Origin of the sequence: Budvicia aquatica DSM 5075 = ATCC 35567, from assembly GCF_000427805.1 — a bacterium.
GTDB classification, from domain to species: Bacteria; Pseudomonadota; Gammaproteobacteria; order Enterobacterales; family Enterobacteriaceae; genus Budvicia; species Budvicia aquatica.
The window spans coordinates 168,544-186,496 of the sequence record NZ_ATYS01000002.1 but is presented as its reverse complement, the minus strand read 5'-3'; the positions used below and the strand labels follow the sequence as shown (position 1 = coordinate 186,496).

General features: G+C 45.7%; 20 protein-coding genes. 6 read left to right on the top strand and 14 right to left on the bottom strand.

Annotated features, from left to right (window positions below):
- Positions 1 to 209: 209 nt before the first annotated feature.
- Complete coding sequence (locus YWE_RS0102510) at positions 210 to 1,049, bottom strand: flagellin N-terminal helical domain-containing protein (protein ID WP_029093094.1); 840 nt, start codon at positions 1,047 to 1,049, stop codon at positions 210 to 212.
- A 299-nt stretch (positions 1,050 to 1,348) separates the two neighbouring features.
- On the bottom strand, positions 1,349 to 2,179 hold the full coding sequence (locus YWE_RS0102505; protein ID WP_029093093.1) for a flagellin N-terminal helical domain-containing protein: 831 nt from the start codon (positions 2,177 to 2,179) through the stop codon (positions 1,349 to 1,351).
- A gap of 1,034 nt (positions 2,180 to 3,213) precedes the next feature.
- Between YWE_RS0102505 and YWE_RS0102500 the strand changes: the two genes are divergently transcribed.
- Positions 3,214 to 4,215, top strand: coding sequence for a transcriptional regulator (locus YWE_RS0102500; protein ID WP_036014790.1), 1,002 nt, complete (start codon positions 3,214 to 3,216; stop codon positions 4,213 to 4,215).
- Positions 4,190 to 4,786, top strand: coding sequence for a hypothetical protein (locus tag YWE_RS0102495; protein ID WP_029093091.1), 597 nt, complete (start codon positions 4,190 to 4,192; stop codon positions 4,784 to 4,786). Before YWE_RS0102500 ends, YWE_RS0102495 begins: the two co-directional genes overlap by 26 nt.
- 74 nt (positions 4,787 to 4,860) lie before the next feature.
- Here YWE_RS0102495 and YWE_RS0102490 read toward each other — a convergent pair whose 3' ends face one another.
- The 12 genes from YWE_RS0102490 to flgB all read right to left on the bottom strand — a co-directional run bounded on the left by YWE_RS0102490 (position 4,861) and on the right by flgB (position 14,983).
- Positions 4,861 to 5,877 carry a hypothetical protein gene (locus YWE_RS0102490; RefSeq protein ID WP_029093090.1) on the bottom strand — a complete coding sequence of 339 codons (1,017 nt, stop codon included), beginning with the start codon at positions 5,875 to 5,877 and terminating at the stop codon, positions 4,861 to 4,863.
- 11 nt (positions 5,878 to 5,888) lie between these two features.
- Positions 5,889 to 6,806 (bottom strand): flagellar hook-associated protein FlgL, encoded by a 918-nt coding sequence (gene flgL / locus YWE_RS0102485; protein WP_029093089.1) that lies wholly within the window; start codon positions 6,804 to 6,806, stop codon positions 5,889 to 5,891.
- 104 nt (positions 6,807 to 6,910) lie between these two features.
- Positions 6,911 to 8,272: a flagellar hook-associated protein FlgK gene (gene flgK / locus YWE_RS0102480; RefSeq protein ID WP_029093088.1), complete on the bottom strand. Its 1,362-nt coding sequence runs from the start codon at positions 8,270 to 8,272 to the stop codon at positions 6,911 to 6,913.
- A 132-nt stretch (positions 8,273 to 8,404) separates the two neighbouring features.
- Positions 8,405 to 8,725 (bottom strand): rod-binding protein, encoded by a 321-nt coding sequence (locus YWE_RS0102470; RefSeq protein WP_029093087.1) that lies wholly within the window; start codon positions 8,723 to 8,725, stop codon positions 8,405 to 8,407.
- Positions 8,726 to 8,736: 11 nt separating this feature from the next.
- On the bottom strand, positions 8,737 to 9,846 hold the full coding sequence (locus tag YWE_RS0102465) for a flagellar basal body P-ring protein FlgI (RefSeq protein ID WP_036014782.1): 1,110 nt from the start codon (positions 9,844 to 9,846) through the stop codon (positions 8,737 to 8,739).
- A gap of 36 nt (positions 9,847 to 9,882) precedes the next feature.
- On the bottom strand, positions 9,883 to 10,557 hold the full coding sequence (gene flgH, locus YWE_RS0102460) for a flagellar basal body L-ring protein FlgH (RefSeq protein WP_029093085.1): 675 nt from the start codon (positions 10,555 to 10,557) through the stop codon (positions 9,883 to 9,885).
- 157 nt (positions 10,558 to 10,714) lie between these two features.
- On the bottom strand, positions 10,715 to 11,500 hold the full coding sequence (flgG, locus tag YWE_RS0102455) for a flagellar basal-body rod protein FlgG (RefSeq protein ID WP_029093084.1): 786 nt from the start codon (positions 11,498 to 11,500) through the stop codon (positions 10,715 to 10,717).
- A 74-nt stretch (positions 11,501 to 11,574) separates the two neighbouring features.
- Entirely contained in the window at positions 11,575 to 12,306 is a 732-nt protein-coding gene (gene flgF / locus YWE_RS0102450) for a flagellar basal-body rod protein FlgF (protein WP_029093083.1), read from the bottom strand.
- A 10-nt stretch (positions 12,307 to 12,316) separates the two neighbouring features.
- The gene (gene flgE, locus YWE_RS0102445; RefSeq protein ID WP_029093082.1) at positions 12,317 to 13,504 is read right to left on the bottom strand and encodes a flagellar hook protein FlgE; all 1,188 of its coding nucleotides are present in this window, start codon (positions 13,502 to 13,504) and stop codon (positions 12,317 to 12,319) included.
- Positions 13,504 to 14,205 carry a flagellar hook assembly protein FlgD gene (gene flgD, locus YWE_RS0102440; RefSeq protein ID WP_029093081.1) on the bottom strand — a complete coding sequence of 234 codons (702 nt, stop codon included), beginning with the start codon at positions 14,203 to 14,205 and terminating at the stop codon, positions 13,504 to 13,506. Before flgD ends, flgE begins: the two co-directional genes overlap by 1 nt.
- A complete protein-coding gene (gene flgC, locus YWE_RS0102435; protein ID WP_029093080.1) occupies positions 14,205 to 14,630 on the bottom strand; it encodes a flagellar basal body rod protein FlgC in 426 nt (141 codons plus the stop codon). Before flgC ends, flgD begins: the two co-directional genes overlap by 1 nt.
- Positions 14,631 to 14,632: 2 nt before the next feature.
- Positions 14,633 to 14,983 (bottom strand): flagellar biosynthesis protein FlgB, encoded by a 351-nt coding sequence (gene flgB, locus YWE_RS0102430; protein WP_029093079.1) that lies wholly within the window; start codon positions 14,981 to 14,983, stop codon positions 14,633 to 14,635.
- A gap of 95 nt (positions 14,984 to 15,078) precedes the next feature.
- Between flgB and flgA the strand changes: the two genes are divergently transcribed.
- The 4 genes from flgA to YWE_RS0102410 all read left to right on the top strand — a co-directional run bounded on the left by flgA (position 15,079) and on the right by YWE_RS0102410 (position 17,877).
- Positions 15,079 to 15,900 carry a flagellar basal body P-ring formation chaperone FlgA gene (gene flgA, locus YWE_RS0102425; protein ID WP_169720473.1) on the top strand — a complete coding sequence of 274 codons (822 nt, stop codon included), beginning with the start codon at positions 15,079 to 15,081 and terminating at the stop codon, positions 15,898 to 15,900.
- Between the two features lie 427 nt (positions 15,901 to 16,327).
- On the top strand, positions 16,328 to 16,603 hold the full coding sequence (flgM, locus tag YWE_RS0102420) for a flagellar biosynthesis anti-sigma factor FlgM (RefSeq protein ID WP_051323145.1): 276 nt from the start codon (positions 16,328 to 16,330) through the stop codon (positions 16,601 to 16,603).
- A gap of 6 nt (positions 16,604 to 16,609) precedes the next feature.
- On the top strand, positions 16,610 to 17,038 hold the full coding sequence (gene flgN / locus YWE_RS0102415; RefSeq protein WP_029093076.1) for a flagellar protein FlgN: 429 nt from the start codon (positions 16,610 to 16,612) through the stop codon (positions 17,036 to 17,038).
- 296 nt (positions 17,039 to 17,334) lie between these two features.
- Positions 17,335 to 17,877 (top strand): YfaZ family outer membrane protein, encoded by a 543-nt coding sequence (locus tag YWE_RS0102410; protein ID WP_029093075.1) that lies wholly within the window; start codon positions 17,335 to 17,337, stop codon positions 17,875 to 17,877.
- Positions 17,878 to 17,953 lie beyond the last annotated feature (76 nt).

The window sequence follows — 17,953 nt, the reverse complement described above, 5'->3', positions numbered from 1 at the left end:
TGTTGTTTGGTTAGAACTAAATTCCATGTGGTTAGTACTTAATAAAGACGGCACAACGCATCGAGAAATTAAATTCAAAATGGATTTTTTTTAATCATTTCTAAAATAAATAACTTACTGAAATTAAAAGAATCTTATAGACACTCGCGCAATAAAAAATGGCGCCTTTAAAAAAGGCGCCATTCTTAACGTCATTCTATCGCTTTGGATTAACCCAGCAGAGACATCACCATACCAGACATGCTGTTAGACTGCTTGAGCATTGACATGCTAGTTTGAGACAGCATCTGGTTACGGGTCATGTTAGAGGCTTCAGCGGCAAAGTCTGCATCCATGATGTTACCGATAGCCACGTCGGTGTTGTCTTTCATATTAGACAGGTTGTTTGACGTGTGGCCCAGGCGGTTAATGTTGGCACCTAAGGTTGAACGCACGCCACTGACGTTGTCCAGCGCGGTATTGATGGTGGTGATCATCGTGTTAGCATCAGCACTGGCACTGATATCGCCACCGCCAACGGTGGTTTTCAGCTCGGTATTCAGCGCAGTCAGCGTTGCACTCAGGTCTAATTCCATGGTTTCACTTGAGCTGGCACCAATTTGGAACGTTACAGCACTACCTAACTTATCAGTACCAAATAATTTGTCGCCGCTGTAAGAGGTGTTCTCCATGATATTGGTTAACTCTTTGCTTAACTCACCAAATTCAGACTGCATAGAGGTTAAATCTTTATCAGTGTTAGTACCGTTCGATGCCTGAGTAGACAGGTCTTTCATACGGTGCAGGATGTTAGTGACTTCATCAAATGCACCTTCAGCCGTTTGCAGCATCGCCGTTGCGTCAGAAATATTACGCTGAGCTACGCCCATACCGTTTGACTGAGCCTGTAAGCGAGTGGCAATTTGCAGGCCTGCAGCGTCATCAGCAGCTGAGTTAATACGCTTACCGGTACCCAGACGCTCCATCGCTGTCGCTAATGCACCGTTTGATTTATTCAGTGCATTGGTTGAAGCCATGGACGATGCGTTAGTGAAAATTGATAATGACATTAGTATTTCTCCTGAAAGTAAATTTAATTTCTATCCATAGTGGTTAGTACTGAATATAAACGACACAGGTAGTGAGAAAATTAAATCCGAAAACAATTTTTTTCAGTTAATTTATAAAATTAGTTATTTTTCAAAAAGATAATAAACAATCAAACAAGTGCCGATATACCTATTACTTCTTATTGCTTTCTGACATTAATAAAAAACTCGCCAATATTGATCTCAGCGCGTAACAAATTCGAGATAAAAAAAACACCGCCATCAAGGCGGTGCTCTCTTAATATAATCTGACGGAAATATTATCCCAGCAGAGACATTACCATACCTGACATGCTGTTAGACTGCTTGAGCATTGACATGCTGGTTTGAGACAGCATCTGGTTACGGGTCATATTAGAGGCTTCAGCGGCAAAGTCTGCGTCCATGATATTACCGATAGCCACGTCGGTATTGTCTTTCATATTAGACAGGTTGTTTGACGTGTGGCCCAGACGGTTAATGTTGGCACCTAAAGATGAACGCACGGTACTGACTTCATCCAGAGCACCATTTAATGTGTCGATCATAGCACTGGCGTCTGTACCCGTTGCAATAGATGCCGTTCCCAGAGCGGTCGTCGTGGTAGTAACTTTGCCCAAGTCAGTAGCAATATCTAAAGTCATTTTCTCTGACGATGACGCACCAATTTGGAAATCAACCGCAGTACCCAGCTTAGTGAAAAGCTTATCGCCGCTGTAAGAGGTGTTACTCATAATATTACCCAGCTCGGTACCCAGCTCTTTAAATTCAGACTGCATAGAGGTCAAATCTTTATCGGTGTTAGTGCCGTTCGATGCCTGAGTTGCCAGGTCTTTCATACGGTGCATGATATTAGTCACTTCATCAAATGCACCTTCGGCAGTTTGCAGCATGGCCGTTGCGTCAGAAATATTACGTTGAGCAACGCCCATACCGTTTGATTGAGCCTGTAAGCGGGTGGCAATTTGCAGACCAGCTGCGTCATCAGCGGCAGAGTTGATACGTTTACCCGTACCCAGGCGTTCCATCGCTGTCGCTAATGCATTGTTTGATTTGTTCAACGCGTTAGTTGAAGCCATGGATGAAGCATTAGTAAAAATTGATAATGACATTTATTTATCTCCAGATAAGTAAGTTTAGTTTCTATCCATAATGGCTAGTACCAGAGATAAACGACACAATGACGGTTAAAATTAAATAGAAATAAATTTAGATCGATAATATCAACGACTATCCATAACGCTTCATATAGAAGATATAACCAGACGTGGCGGGAAAAACCAAACTTTCCTAAAAAAAATCAAACAATAAAGCGATTAAACACACCTAGCTCTAGGAATTTACATTCAGAATAAAATGCTATTTACACCATTAAGTAAACATCATGCTAATTAAAGCATAGTTTATATATAATGAATTAATTATTCGATAGCACAAAATGACAATAAAAATTATTTTATGGGATATACCTCTTTATATTTAGAATAAGCACTGGCCTATCCGACATAAAAATAACCCATATTACGAGTATAACTTATTCCAAACGCTCATTTATCCTTTATAAAAATAGATAAAAATAGCAAATGGGATATTTCTTGTGCGATACCCCCTCATCAATCAACCCTAAATTTAACATTAATTTAACATTAATCACACATCTCAGGCATTACACACACATTCGAAAACATTAATTAAAATATAGCCACACACTTAGAATGGATTTATATTAATAATTATATTTATCAATACATTATAAAAATAAAATGTTAAATAAAAAACAGAGCACTCACGCTTATGTAAAAGCGGTTTCATTCAGTTACAACTATTAATAAAATATTATTTGCCTTATATTGATTATTTGAAACAATTAAAGTAGTAATATGGCCCCGTAGCAATAGGAACCCGCTAAGGTAATTCAACACTCGCTTTTGAACTAACATGTTAAGATGACTTAACATTTTTTAGATGAAGTGTGATGCACTGTTATGTTGTTCTCCTTTAAGAATGGACTCTTCGGCAATTTAACTAAAATTGGGCTTAATATAAGAGAGAGTTCTATCCCTTTTCACCTCTTTCTGGATAGTTTCAATTATTAGTTTTTCGCGTAATGAATGCGCCACTTGAAAAGGTTTTTACTCATTCAATAATGAAAGCACATAACACACGCTGTTTCATCAATGGTTGGTTAATAGATCACGCCTCGGGCTCTATCATTCACAAGGATACAAATGAAGTTAAGCGCCTAGGTGAATACCAACTAAAATTACTGGAAACTCTTGCCCAGCACGCTGGCATTGTACTCTCCAGAGAACGCCTGACTGCCTTAGTCTGGGAGAAACGCATTATCGGTAATAACAGCTTACCGAACGCGATTCATGCATTAAGAGCCGCTCTTGAAGATGATGGTAAAAATCAAAAAGTAATCAAAACCATCCCGAAAAAAGGCTACCTGCTAGAAAAAGAGTACTGTGAATATCTGGAAGATGAAGTGCCTGATGAAGAGAGTTCCGATGAACCATTTTCAGTTGAAGCATCAACCGATGGCGATGCCGAGGCAGCCCAGAATAATGAGATTCCGGGCTATACCGGGTGGCAGTTGGCACCGGTATCTGAGAATGATGCAGAGAGTTCAGCCAAGCAGGTCAAAAATCTTCCAGCCGTTGCCAATATACCGCCTAAAGGCGTGCATTTTAGTCGGAGCTACCCTTTCTATTTTCTGATTGGTGCCGTTATTGTAGCGGCCTTTGTGATTGGGGTATTTTTCTTTAACCCTGACTCACCACAGGACAGCCTAACGGCAATGAACGTCACAAAAGAGAACGAGCAGCCTTATGATAATATCAGTCTGTACCGGGTCTCTAAAAATACTCAATCAACCCGGCAAACTGCCTATAATATACCTGAACGCTTAAAATCATCGCTTGAGCGAATCAATGAATTATTGGAGAAAAACAACGCGACGCTGGATGCCTATTACCGTGCGTCCGACCCTATTTTGCACTATACGTTTTCAATTAAAACCAGCTGTGAACATAAAGAACTGAGTATGAATATCTTCCACTGGCGCATCAATAATGACCGTTTAAACGACCTTGTTTTACGGGAAATCGAAAGGAAGTTAAATGAATTATCCGCGTGCCATAGCTAAAGCCACTGTATTGGCATTATTCATGGTGATTAGTGTCTCATTCATTGCCAGAACACATGCCAATGGGCCTCCTAATGAGTCTGATATAGCCGTTGTAGAAGATCTTGACCTAAAATCTCAGATGGGCTTTTATGATTTGTTGTCTGAACAAGAAGAAGTTTATGACGTTAGAATGTTTCCGGGAAACAACAGTTTCCTTATCTCGATAACAACGCCTAGCGATAGTCGTTTTATCATGAAAGGAGACATGAAGCTGGAAAAGAATAACAGTGGCGGAACTGATTTCAAGTTCCTACCGATTTACTACAATAGCCCGCAGAAAAACAGGCTGATCGATAGCCTTATTGACGGGACAACCAATCGGATAATGTTGTTGAACAGCTTTCAGAATGAAAAGAATCAGGTCATTATTTCACAGAATGGTCTGGTTTTTGTTCACCCGAAAAGCGCCAAGCTGGAGTACACGCCTCCGCTGTTTAAAAGCATTAAAACAACAACCAAACCGCTAGAAAACACGCCTCCTGCGGCACCGGCTACTGATAAAAAACCAGACGCAGCTGATAAGCAGTAACTGTTAATGATTCTTCAGCCTAAGTGCAAAGTGGTTGCTAACACTCGCTGCTTTGTCCTTAGGCTAAAATCAGATTAGCCAAGTAAGTTTCTCACCGTCAGGCTCCGTACGTTTGCCTGACCGGCAATCGCTTGAGTAATGGTTTTATAATCCTGCGTACCTGAACTCAGTTTATCTGCCAGTAATGATGATGCCTGAAGCGCATCGCCGTCATTCTGAAACGTTGCCATACCGTCAATGCGCGAACGCACATTATCTTTGTGCTGCATCAGTTGGCGACGCTGGCCGTTCACATGCTCCAGAATGTTCTGAATATCACCAAGCTGGCTTTTGGCCGGAACAGCGTTAGTTTTCAGCTTATTAATCACATCTTCCGGGGCCACTTCGGCCACGGTTTTAACCGGATAAAATACGCCGTCAGGGTAACGTTGCCCTTCTCCGCGAACGCTTAGATGCTCAGAAACTCGCCCCCATTGGCTTTCATTAACTGAAAAAACCACCTGCTGGCCGTCAGGCGAACGCCCCTGTACGCCAAAACGCCCCAGACCAAGATTCAAACTACGTAAAATCTGCTGTGGAGAGCTGTCATCTTTAATTGTTACCGCGGTAATATCCCGCTTTTGCCCGGCTAAAGAAAAAATCAGCGTTTCCTGCTGTGATTTTTGCAGCACGTTATTAATTCCCTGTAGGGAAAAATTAACCTGAGGTGGTTTTTCCCCTAATATCGCATTTAGCTGACGATCGACCGTTCCGCCAGAAAGCTTATTGCGATTATTCAACAGCGTGTTCAGGCTATCTGCATGTTTTTGATACTGGCTATTATTAGTAGAAACGCCCTGGCGTAGTGCCAGCAGGTGATTCTCTACTTTACGCAGAAAATTATCGGCCTGCTGAACGGACGTTAGCTGTTCATTTAACTGCACGTTGTAACGTAACGGCTGAGTTGAAATAAACGGCGAATCAGGGAAATTTGTCAGTTTGCTATCAGCAACTGCATTCACCTGACCAACGTTGGCAGTACGAGAAACCTGCCCCCGCGCTAACGCGGAAGCGGTACCAAAACTGTTAGGGGACTGTAAACCTACTTGCATAGCACTCTCAGTTAGATGGCATCAAACAACGATAAATTATTAATCTTCACATAGGTAGCCTGGGTCGCTTGGGCTGCCAGAAGATATCCATTCAGCTTTATTGACGCCGTCGGATAATCCAGATCGGACAGATCTTTCTGAATCAACTCATTAGAGGTAGCAACATCGACATGAGTATCGTTCAGCATAGAAATAGTATTTTGGCGCCCGCCTAATCCGGTTATCTTAGACGCAACAGAACCAATTCCGTTATCAACGGTATCAATCATGTTCTTCATCGCATCGTTAAACTCTGGCGAATTAAAGTCAGTGTTCGGATCTTTTAGCATACCAACCAGCGAATTTAAGTCGTTCAGCAGGTCATCATTACCGTTAAAGAACACGTCACCTACGGTAGTGTTCTCTTTAATATCAATACCGTTAGCCACCGTACTCTCACGCTGCTCATTATTGCCCTGAAACACATATTTGCCTGATGCTTCATCAAACATTACGGTTTGTTCCGACGTTTTAGTACCGGAGAAGATATAACGACCGTCTTCATTCTTAGTGTTCAGCTCTGCAACGATAGACTCCATCATGGCCTGTAACTCGTTGCCATATCCGTCCATATTTTCCGAAGTATTCGTGCCGTTCGATGCGATCAATAGTTTGTCACGCATCGCTAAAAGCTGCTTATTGATCGAATCCATATGAGTTTCTTGCTGGGCTAAGCTGCCTGAGACCGTACTAATATTGCTTTTATATTGGCCGATAGCGGCCTGCTCACGGCTGATTTGTATCATGCGAGTGCTGGCAATCGGATCGTCTGAAGGAACTAACAGACGAGTCTGTTGAGCCATTTGGTCCATCAGCTTGTTCATAGATGAGGCATTATTATTAATGTTTCTCATCATTGTCGCAGCAGTATTTAAGCTAGTTACACGCATTATCATTATTCCTTTATCGTTTGTGTTGTGCGGAATTTGCTCCGTTACACATTATTCGTACTTACGGGCTCGACCCTATTGGTGTTCAGGCTGTTAGACCTGACTTAAAACAGTGCCAGTAAGTCAGAAAATATCTGGTCACCGGTTGCCATAACCTTCAGGTTAGACTGGTAAGCCTTGGTATAGGTCAAAAGATTGACTGCCTCTTCGTCCATACTCACGCCGCTTACGCTATCGCGTTGAGAGATAGCCTCAAACTGGACCGCCGATGCCGCTCTGAGCTCCACCTGATTTTGGCGACTGGCAATACCAACCCGGCTAACAATCGCGGCGCTGGCATCGTTCAGGCTCATATTGCCCAAGCCATCAATCGCCATAGTTTGGTTTTTAATTCCAATCAGCGCCTGCAAGTTTTTACCGTTACCGTCTTCCCCTGCAGTATCAGAAAATGCCAACTCTTCGGCACTAATATCATTAACCTGCAGCATTCCACGCGGGTTATTCGGATCAAACACAAACAGAGGTTTACCCGGATTACCGTTAAGGTCAAAACCTTGAGCCAGTTGATCGTTAAATGTATCAGCAATCAACTTAGCCATGCTGGTAACCGTGGCCTGCATTTCACCCAAAGTACCGACTTCGTAGTCATGCAGCGCACCTAATTGGCCACCGGTAGACATATCAACGCCGAAAGTGGTACCAGAGAAGGTCAGTTCCATTGCCGGCGCACCGTTACTATCGGTACCCATCTTTAAAGTTGATGAATTTCGTCCGCTAACCAGCGGTTGTCCGTCAACCAGTGAAACCGTGTAAGAACCGTCAGAAGTTTCATTAACCCGTACGTCTACCAGGCCACTCAGCTCATTAACTAACTCATCGCGCTCATCGCGCAGCGTATTAACGTTATGACCTTTAGCTTCCAGCTCACTAATATGACGGTTAAACTCAGCAATATTACTGGTCAGAGAATTAATGCTTTCCAGAGTGCTATTACGCTGGGTAGTAATATTGTCTTTCTGGGTATTAATAAAGTTATTAATGCTGTTGAAGCGCGTCGCCATCGCGTTGGCTTCATTAATCACTTGCTCACGCAGCGCTCGGTTTTCAGGCGTTGTGGTAGCCGAATTCAGAGAGGCAAAGAATTTATCCAGGCCGTAGCCTAATCCGGTACTCTCAGCACCAATAATCTGCTCTAAGGCCCCGATGTACTGCTGGCCCATAGTGAAATAACCGGTTTCGCTATTAGCGCGCCAGACCTGATTTGTCAGGTACTGATCTGAAATCCGACGAATACCCGTAACTTCTACGCCGCTTCCTGCTGACATGCCGTAACCGCCTAAGGCGCTGACCTCCACACGCTGACGGCTATAGCCCGGCGTATAGGCATTGGCCGTATTCATTGCCGTCGTATTCAATTTGGCTTGTGCAGCCTGTGCTCCGGTGTAAGCGATATTAATTAACTTCATTTTTTGCATCTCACGTTATGTCATTCCCGGTGCCGTCAAAATCAGTCTGGCCGGTCATTGATGTTCAATTTGCCGCTATTGATATAGCTTCTTTACTGTTTAAAGCGGCCAAACTCAGCCAGACTTAAATACTTATTCGACTTCAGCTGTGGCGTTGTTACCGCCCAATTGCTGAATCAGCAAGTTGGCGATACCACCGCTGCGCTGGGAGGCCAAATTAGTCGCCAGCGTGTCGTCGTAAAAATCACGCATCATGCGCTGCTGCTTACTGTTAAACGGATCGTCATCTGCCGCTAATACATCGGCTGCTTTACGCATCTGTTGTAGCATTGAACGTAAGAAGATGGCTTCAAACTCCTGAGCGGCCTGTTCAATATTTGTCGGCCTGGCGCTGCCGGTTAAATCACCGGCAATGGTATTGCCGGCGTTACTTGAACCTATTGCGTTAATCATATTCAGCCCTTTTAAATCACAACCAGTTCAGCATCTAAAGCACCGGCTTCATGTAAAGATTGCAGAATTGACATCACATCGTCAGGCGTCGCACCCAGACTGTTAATAGTATTTACAATCGATTTCAGGCTGGTACCGGCGGGGATTTTCACCATCTGAGCACCCTGCTGATTCACGCTAACATCACTTTCCGGCGTGATAGCCGTCTGGCCTCGGCCAAACGAGTTCGGTTGGCTCACGTTCTGGCGCTCTTCAATGGTGACTGAAAGGTTACCGTGAGCTACCGCGGCTGCGCGAACAACCACGCCTTCACCCATAACCACCGTGCCAGTTCTGGCGTTAAATACCACCCGTGCCGGCTGAGGACCTGAATCCACTTTGAGCTCTTCCAGCATTGACATAAATGTAACGCGGGCGCTGGGGTCCATCGGAGCAACGACCGAAATATTGGTCGCGCTTTGAGCTGAAGCGGTTGTGCCACCGAAAGCCTGATTAATCGCAACCGCGATGTTATTAGCCGTTTTAAAGCTCGGGCGTTTCAAGTTAAGAATTATCTGGTTATTGGTATTAAAGTCGCTTGGAATTTCACGCTCAATGCTGGCACCGTTAGGTACGCGACCTGCGGTGGTTGTATTAATCGTCACGCTCGAGCCACTTTTGCCCTGAGCGCTAACGCCACCGACAACCACATTGCCCTGTGCTAATGCATAAACTTCACCGTCAGCACCGCGCAGTTGAGCTAGCAGTAATGTTCCGCCGCGTAAGCTCTTTGCATCACCAATAGATGAAACCGTGACGTCAATAGTCTGACCACGCGCATACATAGGTGGCAGCGTGGCGCTGATAGCAACTGCAGCCACGTTCTTTACCTTAGGGTCAATTTTGGCCGGCATCTGAACGCCGAACTGACGAAGCATATTGGTCACGGACTGGCTGGTGAATTTCACCTGATTTTTATCACCCGTACCGTCAAGGCCAACAACCAAGCTGTATCCCACCAGTTGGTTACCACGAACCCCCTGAACATCAACCAGGTTACCGACCGTTTGGCTAAAAGCCTGTGGCACGACCAATGAAAGTGCCGTGATTGCCGCACACAGCGAGCGTTTAATCCTTAACATATTTTGTACCTACATCCTCAATAATCAGATTAATCATTAAATAGGGAACACCGGATGGTTAAAGAAGCGCGTTAACCAACCCGCTGCATTCGCATCGCTAAGCGCTCCGCGGCCGGCATAAGAGATCCGGGCATTCGCAATTCGCTGGGATGATATTGAATTATCCCGTTCAACGTCTTCGGCTCTGACCAAACCGGTAACGCGCATATATTCATCGCCCTGATTTAGGGTAAGCCACTTTTCACCACGGACTTCCAGCACGCCGTTAGGCAGGACTTTATGAACGGCAACAGAAATAGAGCCTCTGAGCATGTTTTGCTGCTGGGACGTGCCATTACCGTTAAAGTTACGATTACCCGAAACAGAGCCGCTCAGGTTGTCTATGGTGTGGCCGAAAACTTCAGGCGCGCCGATAGACACATCATTTTTCTTACCAAAATTCGTTCTGGCCTGCTTGCTCGATTGCGTTGATTCATCCAGCTTGATAGTCAAAATATCGCCAACCCGGTAAGCCCGGCGATCTTGAACCAACGTCCAGTTATAACCGGTTTGATATAGCCCGCCACCGCTGACCACTGGCTGAGCAGCGCTAAGATTTTCTGGCGGTGCAAAAGCAGCATCGTCTTTAGTCACCAGCATGGCTGGGCTTTCGCAGCCCGCCAGGCTGATAAATAAAGGAAGACTACATAGCAAAATAAATAATTTTTTCATCACGTTAGCTACAATTCAAAGTTCATAAGGGCGTACTTTCATACGCCGGAGGTTAATGACAACGACAGTGCCCAAATCACCGCCCTTTGTCCGCCAGGAAATACCGCTATTCCAACGCACTCTTCGCGGACAAAACCTACGAAAAACTCAGCGCTAATTACATGCTCTGAGTAATAAACTTCAGCATATCGTCGGCGGCAGAAACCATCTTGGCATTCATTTCATAGGCGCGTTGAACGGTGATCATATCCACCATTTCTTCAACAACCTGCACGTTAGAACCTTCCAGTGTGCCTTGTTTCAGTTGCCCGAAAGCTTCTTCACCGGGAACGCCTTCTACCGCTTCACCGCTGGCAGCAGTCTCTTTATATAAGTTACCGCCAATGGCGTTTAAACCGGCCGGATTAACAAAGTTCACCAGCGTTATCTGACCCAGTTCAGCCGGGTCGGTTTCACCGCCAACAATGGCAGAAACCGTTCCGTCGGTACCGATGGTGACCGAAGAGGTATTCGGTGGCAGCTCAATTTGTGGCAGTAACGGCAGACCCTGAGCGGTAACAATCGTACCGTCAGCATTAACCTGTAAATTACCGGCGCGGGTGTAAGCAATATCACCATCCGGGGTTTCTACTTGGAAGAATCCCTGCCCGGTAATCGCCACATCCAGGCTCTGTCCGGTGGTCTGCATACTGCCAACGGTAAATTGCTTCTGGGTACCGATAATATTGACACCGCTACCGTACTGAACGCCGGTCGGTGCCATATTGGCCTGATCGAGCTGAGTACCCGGTGCTCTTGCCGTTTGGTAAAACAGGTCTTCAAAAACGACGCGATCCCGCTTAAAACCGGTGGTGTTAACGTTAGCCAGGTTATTGGAGATTGCGTTCATCTTGGCATCTTGTGCCGCCAGACCCGTTTTACTAATCCACAATGCTGGATTCATTCTGATCGTTCCTTAGTCTCGTTATTTCGGGAGTGGGTACTCCCGGCCATCCGGAAGCACGCTCAAACGGTGGTTTAACCGTTACGGATTAGCTTGTTACCAGCCTGAGCCAGTTCTTCAGCCGCTTTCATCATTTTGATTTGGGCTTCAAACTGACGGTTCAATGACACGGTGGATACCATTTCAGTAATCGCTGACACGTTACTGCCTTCTAAATGCTGGCCAATAACCTGAACCGCTTCGTCACGCGGTACAGCGCCGGCATTAGAAATCAGCAGCCCGCTGTTATCTTTACTCAGCTGATTAGCCGCAATATCCACCAGCTTAATGCGATCCACATCCATTACTGCTGCCATATTGCCGTCGTCAGGCGTAATCGAGATGGTTCCGTCACGGCCAATGTCCACCGAGGCAAAAGGAGGAAGTACGATAGGTCCGCCATCGCCTAAAACGGGCATGCCGCCAACCGTTAAACTTCCGTCTTCTTCAATCTCGATATTCCCGTCACGGGTGTAGACTTCACGATCGCCATCTTGCAAAGCGATTAATCCTCGTCCCTGAATTGCTACGTCCAGCCCGCGGCCAGTCTGGATAATCGAACCGGGCGTCATATCAACGCCACCGTTCTGTCCTTCAACAAGATAACGACTGTCAAATCCAGCACCCATAACCTGACGGGATGCGGCCTGTGCCAGATCGGCTCTAAACCCCTGAGTATTGGCATTAGCTAAGTTGTTTGCGCTGATCTGCTGCTTCGATAACGCCTGATTAGCGCCGCTGACAGCGGTATAAATTAAAGGATCCATAACTTACCTATTAAATAGCCTGGAACAGCGATTGCATCATGCTGTCATTGGTGGAAATAACTTTGGTATTTGCCTGATAGTTACGCTGTGCCGTCATCAGGTTAACCAACTCGGCGGTTAAATCGACGTTTGAGCCTTCCAGTGCATATGACTGAACTGACCCCAACAGGCCGCTGCCCGGCGTTCCAATAATCGGGTTACCGGAAGAAGAGGTTTGTGACCAGCTGGTGCCGTCTTTCGGTGCCAGACCGTTGGCATTGGTAAAGTTAGCCAGCACTAACTGCCCCTGTAGCATACGTTCGCCGTTGCTATAGGTTGCATAAACAGTACCGTCTTTATCGATTTGAACACCGGTACGTTCTGCTGAGGCAAAACCGTTGCTGGCGTTATTTGAAACGCTGAACCCTGAACCAAACTGGCTGCTGCCACCGTAGTTAATTGAAATATTCAGGTCTTGTGCGCCGGATACCGGCGTTGTGATATCCACATTCCCCGTCGGTGCGATCATCACGCCGTTTTGGTCAAACTGTAACGTAGTCGGCGTACCGGTTGTTTGACCGTCGACGCTGTAATGGGCTTCCCACTCATTCTCACCGGTTTTAACAAAATACTGGGTCATGGTGTGCTCACGACCTAATGAGTCAAATACCTGAGTGGTATAAGAGTTATTAAAGCTATCTCTGTCTGCCGGATCGAACGGGGTTTTAGCCGGAATGGTCGCTTCTGCATCAAAGTTAGCCGTAAAGTTCAGGCTGTCCGTTGCTTTAGCCGGAATTGAACCGGTGCTGACCTGAAGGTCAGAAACGGTACCAACCTGAAGATTGCCATTGGCATCTACCGGGTAACCTTGAATTTTCATATCGTTATTGTTAACGATAAAACCTTCTTTATCGAAACCGAAGTAACCTGCGCGGGTATAGCTGGTGGTACCGGCACTATCGCGTACCACAAAGAAACCATTACCGCTGATAGCAAGGTCCAGCGGGCTTGAACCGGCGCTGATATCACCACCACGGGTAATACTTTGAGAAACGCCGGAAACGGAAACCCCTAACGGCTGCGACTGAGCATAAATAGAAGAAAACTCCGCTCGTGAAGATTTGTAACCCACGGTTCCTGAGTTGGCGATATTGTTACTGATCGACGTCAGCTGTTCGGTTACGGCATTCAGGCCGCTGTTAGCAATGTTAAAACTCATTAGCTTAAAACTCCTTGTTTTGGATTATTTGATGACGGGTTGTTGGTAGGACCAAACTGGCTCACCTTATAGAAAGGCACTTCGCCTAAGCCGGAGACGTTAACCAAGGCCGAACCACCCTCTAATGGAATGCGGACGTTATTCACCGTTCCCGCGATTTCCACCGGAACATTTTCTTCCCCTATGTCGGTAACCACGCTAATGGTGTACTCACCGGGCGCAAGACCCAGCTCTTTCGGATTAATAGTGAAGTCCACGCTTCCTGATTCTTGTTTACCCAGTTCAATCTTATGCTGCACGCCGGCAGAATCTTTGACTGTGACGGTAACCACGTTGGCACTCTGGCCCAGCGTTAAACGACCATTAATTTCTTGGTCCTCAACCTGAATGGTATCGGTCTGAACCATCACTGACTGACCAACTAATCCGGCGGTTGATAACACTTGAAGGTTATCCATCAGCACTGAATTGTTTTGCATCAGCTTAGACATAGTTTCCATTGACTGGACCTGAGTCATTTGAGCTAGCTGCCCGACATACTCGGTCCCGTCGGTTGGATTTAGCGGATCCTGATTCTGGATCTGTGCAACAAGTAATGTCATAAACAGGTTGTTGAGTTCACCCGCACCGTTATTCTGAACACCCGCGCGCTCATTGCCTGAACCACTATAGTTGCGCGTGTTGTCGACATTAAGATCCATTACCCTTCTCCTAATTTAAGTAAGCTTTGCTGCATACTTTTCACACTGTTTAAAACTTCAACGTTAGTTTCAAAGCTACGTGAAGCCGACATCATATCGGCCATCTCTTCTACTACGCTGATGTCCGGGTAATACACATACCCTGCTTGGTCGGCCATCGGATGACCGGGTTCGAAGCGTTGTACCGCGCCACCGGTCTCTATCACATCCAACACCTGAACGCTGGCGCCGGCAGGGCGACCGTTGGTCATCAGTTGGCTATTTTCATAAACGGCAGAAAATACCGGACGACGGGCTTTATACACCGCACCTTCTGTTTCTGCCGGAGACTCAGCATTGGCCAGGTTACTGGCAATGGTATTGAGTCGAATGGTTTGAGCCGTCATGGCCGAACCAGATACCCGATAAATCGAGGAAAAGGACATTATTACTTCCCTTCAATCGCTTTTTTTAACCCACCCAATTTCATATTGAGAAAAGTTAAGCTGGTTTGATAGTCCAGGCTGTTTTCTGAAAAGGCAGCCTGTTCAACGTTTAACGCTACTGTATTGCCATCCTGAGACGGCTGGTGAGGTATGCGATACATCACTTCCGGAGAACTCCGCATGCCTGATGAAAATTTTGTACGTTGCATTTCTGCGGCAAAATTTATATCTTTAGCCTGAAAGTTGGGCGTATCCACATTGGCCAAATTCGTAGACAGTAACTCAGCCCTGACAAGACGAAGTTGTACTGCCGACGGATGAACACCCAATGCTTTATCAAAACTTATACCCATTTTTGTCTCTTCCTGAAGATGTTGTTATGCAAGGACTGCCATATATAAAGCAATATGTGTGCCACTTTTATAACGCCATGAATAATAGGAACTATATGTATAAGTTATCCCTAAAGCGGAAATCTCTTTTCCTCCCTACTAGGAAAAGCACCAATGGCGGAAATCGTTTCCTTTTCCTGCTATTGTCCAGCGTCAGTGTCGCGCTTTTTTTAGCCAGCATGATGTCACCGGCCTCAGCTGCACCGGCACAAACCACCGCGCGTAAACAGGTTTACAATAAGGCCGTTGAACAGGCTCAGTCTGATATTGAGCAAATAGCCCGCCGCAATAGCTGGCAGGGCCACAACTCCAAGGTGAACGTTTTTATTCCTAATGAAGTGAGTCAGAATCAAGCCTGCCAGCGGCCATTGACCGCGTCATTACCTGCTGGGAATAAGCTGGACTTAGCCCGCCTGCGCTACGATATTCGCTGTGATGATGCGAAAAGTTGGGAAGTTGCGGTAACCGTTAAGCCGGACATTTACCTTCCGGTGCTGGTGGCAAAAAATACCATTGAGCGCGGTGAAAAGATCACGGCTAGCGATATAGAAATGAAAAAGCGCAATATCTCTAATTCCCGCAATGGCCATATTAGTAATCCGGATGAAGCCGTTGGCCTGACCGCTAAGCGCCGTATTCGTCCTTTACAGCAAATTACGCCTTCACAGCTTGAGCAACCTATTTTGGTGACGCGTGGACAAAAAGTGATCATGATTGCCTCGCAGGATGGTATTGAAGCTCGCACTATGGGCGAGGCAATGAAGGCCGGGCGCAAAGGTGACTTGATTAATGTGAAGAACATTAATAGTAAAAAGGTCGTCACTGCGGTAGTTGATGATATTGGCGTGGTAAGAATGCTCTACGCCCCGGGTCAGTAAATACCGACTATAATTAGGTTATCGGGCGCCTCATTTGAGCGCTTTTAGCTAAAATAAATTTTTTAATCAAAAAGCGTAAAAAAGATTAAAGTTTTAGCTCCTTCGTGCCGCTTAGATTGAGTATGAAGGAAATCTTCCCTATCGAGCGGATGGTTTCAGGAAAAGTTTCGATTCATATGTGCGACGCAAGGCATGCGAGATTAGTGATAAACAGTACGTTAAGTACGCCGGACATCACCCACAGCCGAAACAAAACGCATAGTGCTTATGCGCTATGAGAACGCTTTATAGATATTAAGAAGCGCGTTAAGTTGCAGAACAACACATGAAGTGAAATTGATTGGTCACCGGTTTTCCGGCTGAGTATTCACAACATTTAGTGCAACACGTGGTCAAAACTATGCGAAATAGCTCCAGAGGAAGAGTAATGAAAATTAGCCATGCTCAAATGAATCATCAGCCTTTGACAACAACGCAAAGCCAGCAATCTCAGGCCAGCGCTGCAGTTACGTCAAAGAAAGAAGCATCAGCAACCAATGAGCCGCTATCAGAGGCGCTGAAAAGTGCGCAACAACAGTTGGCAGCGCTGCCGGATGTAGACATGCAGAAAGTGGCTGAAATAAAAGCCGCTATTCAAAACGGACAAATTGAAATTGATGCGGACCAGATCGCTGCAGCAATGCAAAAGTACTATCGGGGATAATAAAAAGTGAATACGTTGCAGGCACAGGTAAGGGAAATACTGTCGGAGATCCAAAAGGATCGCAAATATTATATTAAGCTTATTCATTTGCTCAAGCAGCAGCGCACGATGATCATCGAGCGCAAAGTAGAAGCCATGGAAGAGCTTAACCAGAATATGGCGAAGATCTATCAACTGCTCTCTGAATCAGCCAAAAAACGTATTGCCGCGCTAAAAGATATGTGTATTCCGCCTCATGCTGAAGGAATGCGTTTTCTATTCTCCCGCTTACCGGCCAATCATCATATTCAGGCCAAAGCATTATGGGAAGACTTAGAACAGCGGGTTCTTGAATGCAAAGAGCTGAATGAACGCAATGCTAACCTGCTGACGATGCAGCAAGAGATCCTAAATTCAATTCTGGGCAATGAGCCGGATTTGATCTATCAGCGTTAATCTAACGTTGATTACCTGCCGTTAATCAATAATAAAATCAATTTAAACGGTTTAGCCGGGTATATACCCGGCTTAGGTATAGGGTAAAAATCAATCATTAACTATCAGGCCTAAAACCTGGCGTTTAGCATGACTCCGCTGTTATTTCATGTTTTACAGTACCATTCTGCTCATTCATTTCTGAAAATCCCAATCTTGTTTTATAAAAATCACTTCAATAAGAACAAACGTTTGCATTACACTGCTATCACCAGTGCCATATAAGATTGGCCTATGTATGTTTTAAAGGTGACACAATGAAAAAATTACTTTTGGTTTGCGCATGTGCAACTCTTTTAATGACAACCAATGCCAGCGCTATCAGTATTCACGGTCAGGCCGGTGAAAATTATACTAATGTCCAGGTGGGAATCGGCACGGAATCCACCGGGTTGGCAGCAACGGCAAATTGGGCCCGTAGCGATCATGACGGCGACGTTGTTGGCTTAGGTTTAGGCGTCAATCTTCCGATAGGTCCGATGATGGCGACAGTGGGCGGTAAAGCACTGTACCTCAGCCCGGATCGGGGTGATGACGGCTATGCCGCAGCCGTCGGTGGTGGCCTTAGATGGCCAGTAACCTCAAATATCTCCCTGTATGGTGAAGGCTATTATGCGCCAGAATCACTGACCAGTGGCGTTCATGACTACTACGAAGCCGCCGGTGGCGTACGCTTAAGCGTTATTCGCCCTATCAGCGTGGATGCCGGCTACCGTTATATCAAGCTGTCCGGTAAAGAGGGTAACAGAGATAACGTGGTGGCCGATGGCCCTTATCTCGGTGCCAGCGTAAGCTTCTAAAATATTCATTTATCCTATGCCGGAGCGATAACGGTTCCGGCATATTGATTTTATTATCATATCCCTATTTGCTGAT

What these genes read in the sequence shown, in the direction of transcription:
- YWE_RS0102510 (WP_029093094.1), bottom strand. Translation starts at nt 1,049, where the DNA reads ATGTCATTATCAATTTTCACTAACGCATCGTCCATGGCTTCAACCAAT.
- YWE_RS0102505 (WP_029093093.1), bottom strand. Translation starts at nt 2,179, where the DNA reads ATGTCATTATCAATTTTTACTAATGCTTCATCCATGGCTTCAACTAAC.
- YWE_RS0102500 (WP_036014790.1), top strand. Translation starts at nt 3,214, where the DNA reads ATGAAAGCACATAACACACGCTGTTTCATCAATGGTTGGTTAATAGAT.
- YWE_RS0102495 (WP_029093091.1), top strand. Translation starts at nt 4,190, where the DNA reads ATGAATTATCCGCGTGCCATAGCTAAAGCCACTGTATTGGCATTATTC.
- YWE_RS0102490 (WP_029093090.1), bottom strand. Translation starts at nt 5,877, where the DNA reads ATGCAAGTAGGTTTACAGTCCCCTAACAGTTTTGGTACCGCTTCCGCG.
- flgL (WP_029093089.1), bottom strand. Translation starts at nt 6,806, where the DNA reads ATGCGTGTAACTAGCTTAAATACTGCTGCGACAATGATGAGAAACATT.
- flgK (WP_029093088.1), bottom strand. Translation starts at nt 8,272, where the DNA reads ATGAAGTTAATTAATATCGCTTACACCGGAGCACAGGCTGCACAAGCC.
- YWE_RS0102470 (WP_029093087.1), bottom strand. Translation starts at nt 8,725, where the DNA reads ATGATTAACGCAATAGGTTCAAGTAACGCCGGCAATACCATTGCCGGT.
- YWE_RS0102465 (WP_036014782.1), bottom strand. Translation starts at nt 9,846, where the DNA reads ATGTTAAGGATTAAACGCTCGCTGTGTGCGGCAATCACGGCACTTTCA.
- flgH (WP_029093085.1), bottom strand. Translation starts at nt 10,557, where the DNA reads ATGAAAAAATTATTTATTTTGCTATGTAGTCTTCCTTTATTTATCAGC.
- flgG (WP_029093084.1), bottom strand. Translation starts at nt 11,500, where the DNA reads ATGAATCCAGCATTGTGGATTAGTAAAACGGGTCTGGCGGCACAAGAT.
- flgF (WP_029093083.1), bottom strand. Translation starts at nt 12,306, where the DNA reads ATGGATCCTTTAATTTATACCGCTGTCAGCGGCGCTAATCAGGCGTTA.
- flgE (WP_029093082.1), bottom strand. Translation starts at nt 13,504, where the DNA reads ATGAGTTTTAACATTGCTAACAGCGGCCTGAATGCCGTAACCGAACAG.
- flgD (WP_029093081.1), bottom strand. Translation starts at nt 14,205, where the DNA reads ATGGATCTTAATGTCGACAACACGCGCAACTATAGTGGTTCAGGCAAT.
- flgC (WP_029093080.1), bottom strand. Translation starts at nt 14,630, where the DNA reads ATGTCCTTTTCCTCGATTTATCGGGTATCTGGTTCGGCCATGACGGCT.
- flgB (WP_029093079.1), bottom strand. Translation starts at nt 14,983, where the DNA reads ATGGGTATAAGTTTTGATAAAGCATTGGGTGTTCATCCGTCGGCAGTA.
- flgA (WP_169720473.1), top strand. Translation starts at nt 15,079, where the DNA reads ATGTATAAGTTATCCCTAAAGCGGAAATCTCTTTTCCTCCCTACTAGG.
- flgM (WP_051323145.1), top strand. Translation starts at nt 16,328, where the DNA reads ATGAAAATTAGCCATGCTCAAATGAATCATCAGCCTTTGACAACAACG.
- YWE_RS0102410 (WP_029093075.1), top strand. Translation starts at nt 17,335, where the DNA reads ATGAAAAAATTACTTTTGGTTTGCGCATGTGCAACTCTTTTAATGACA.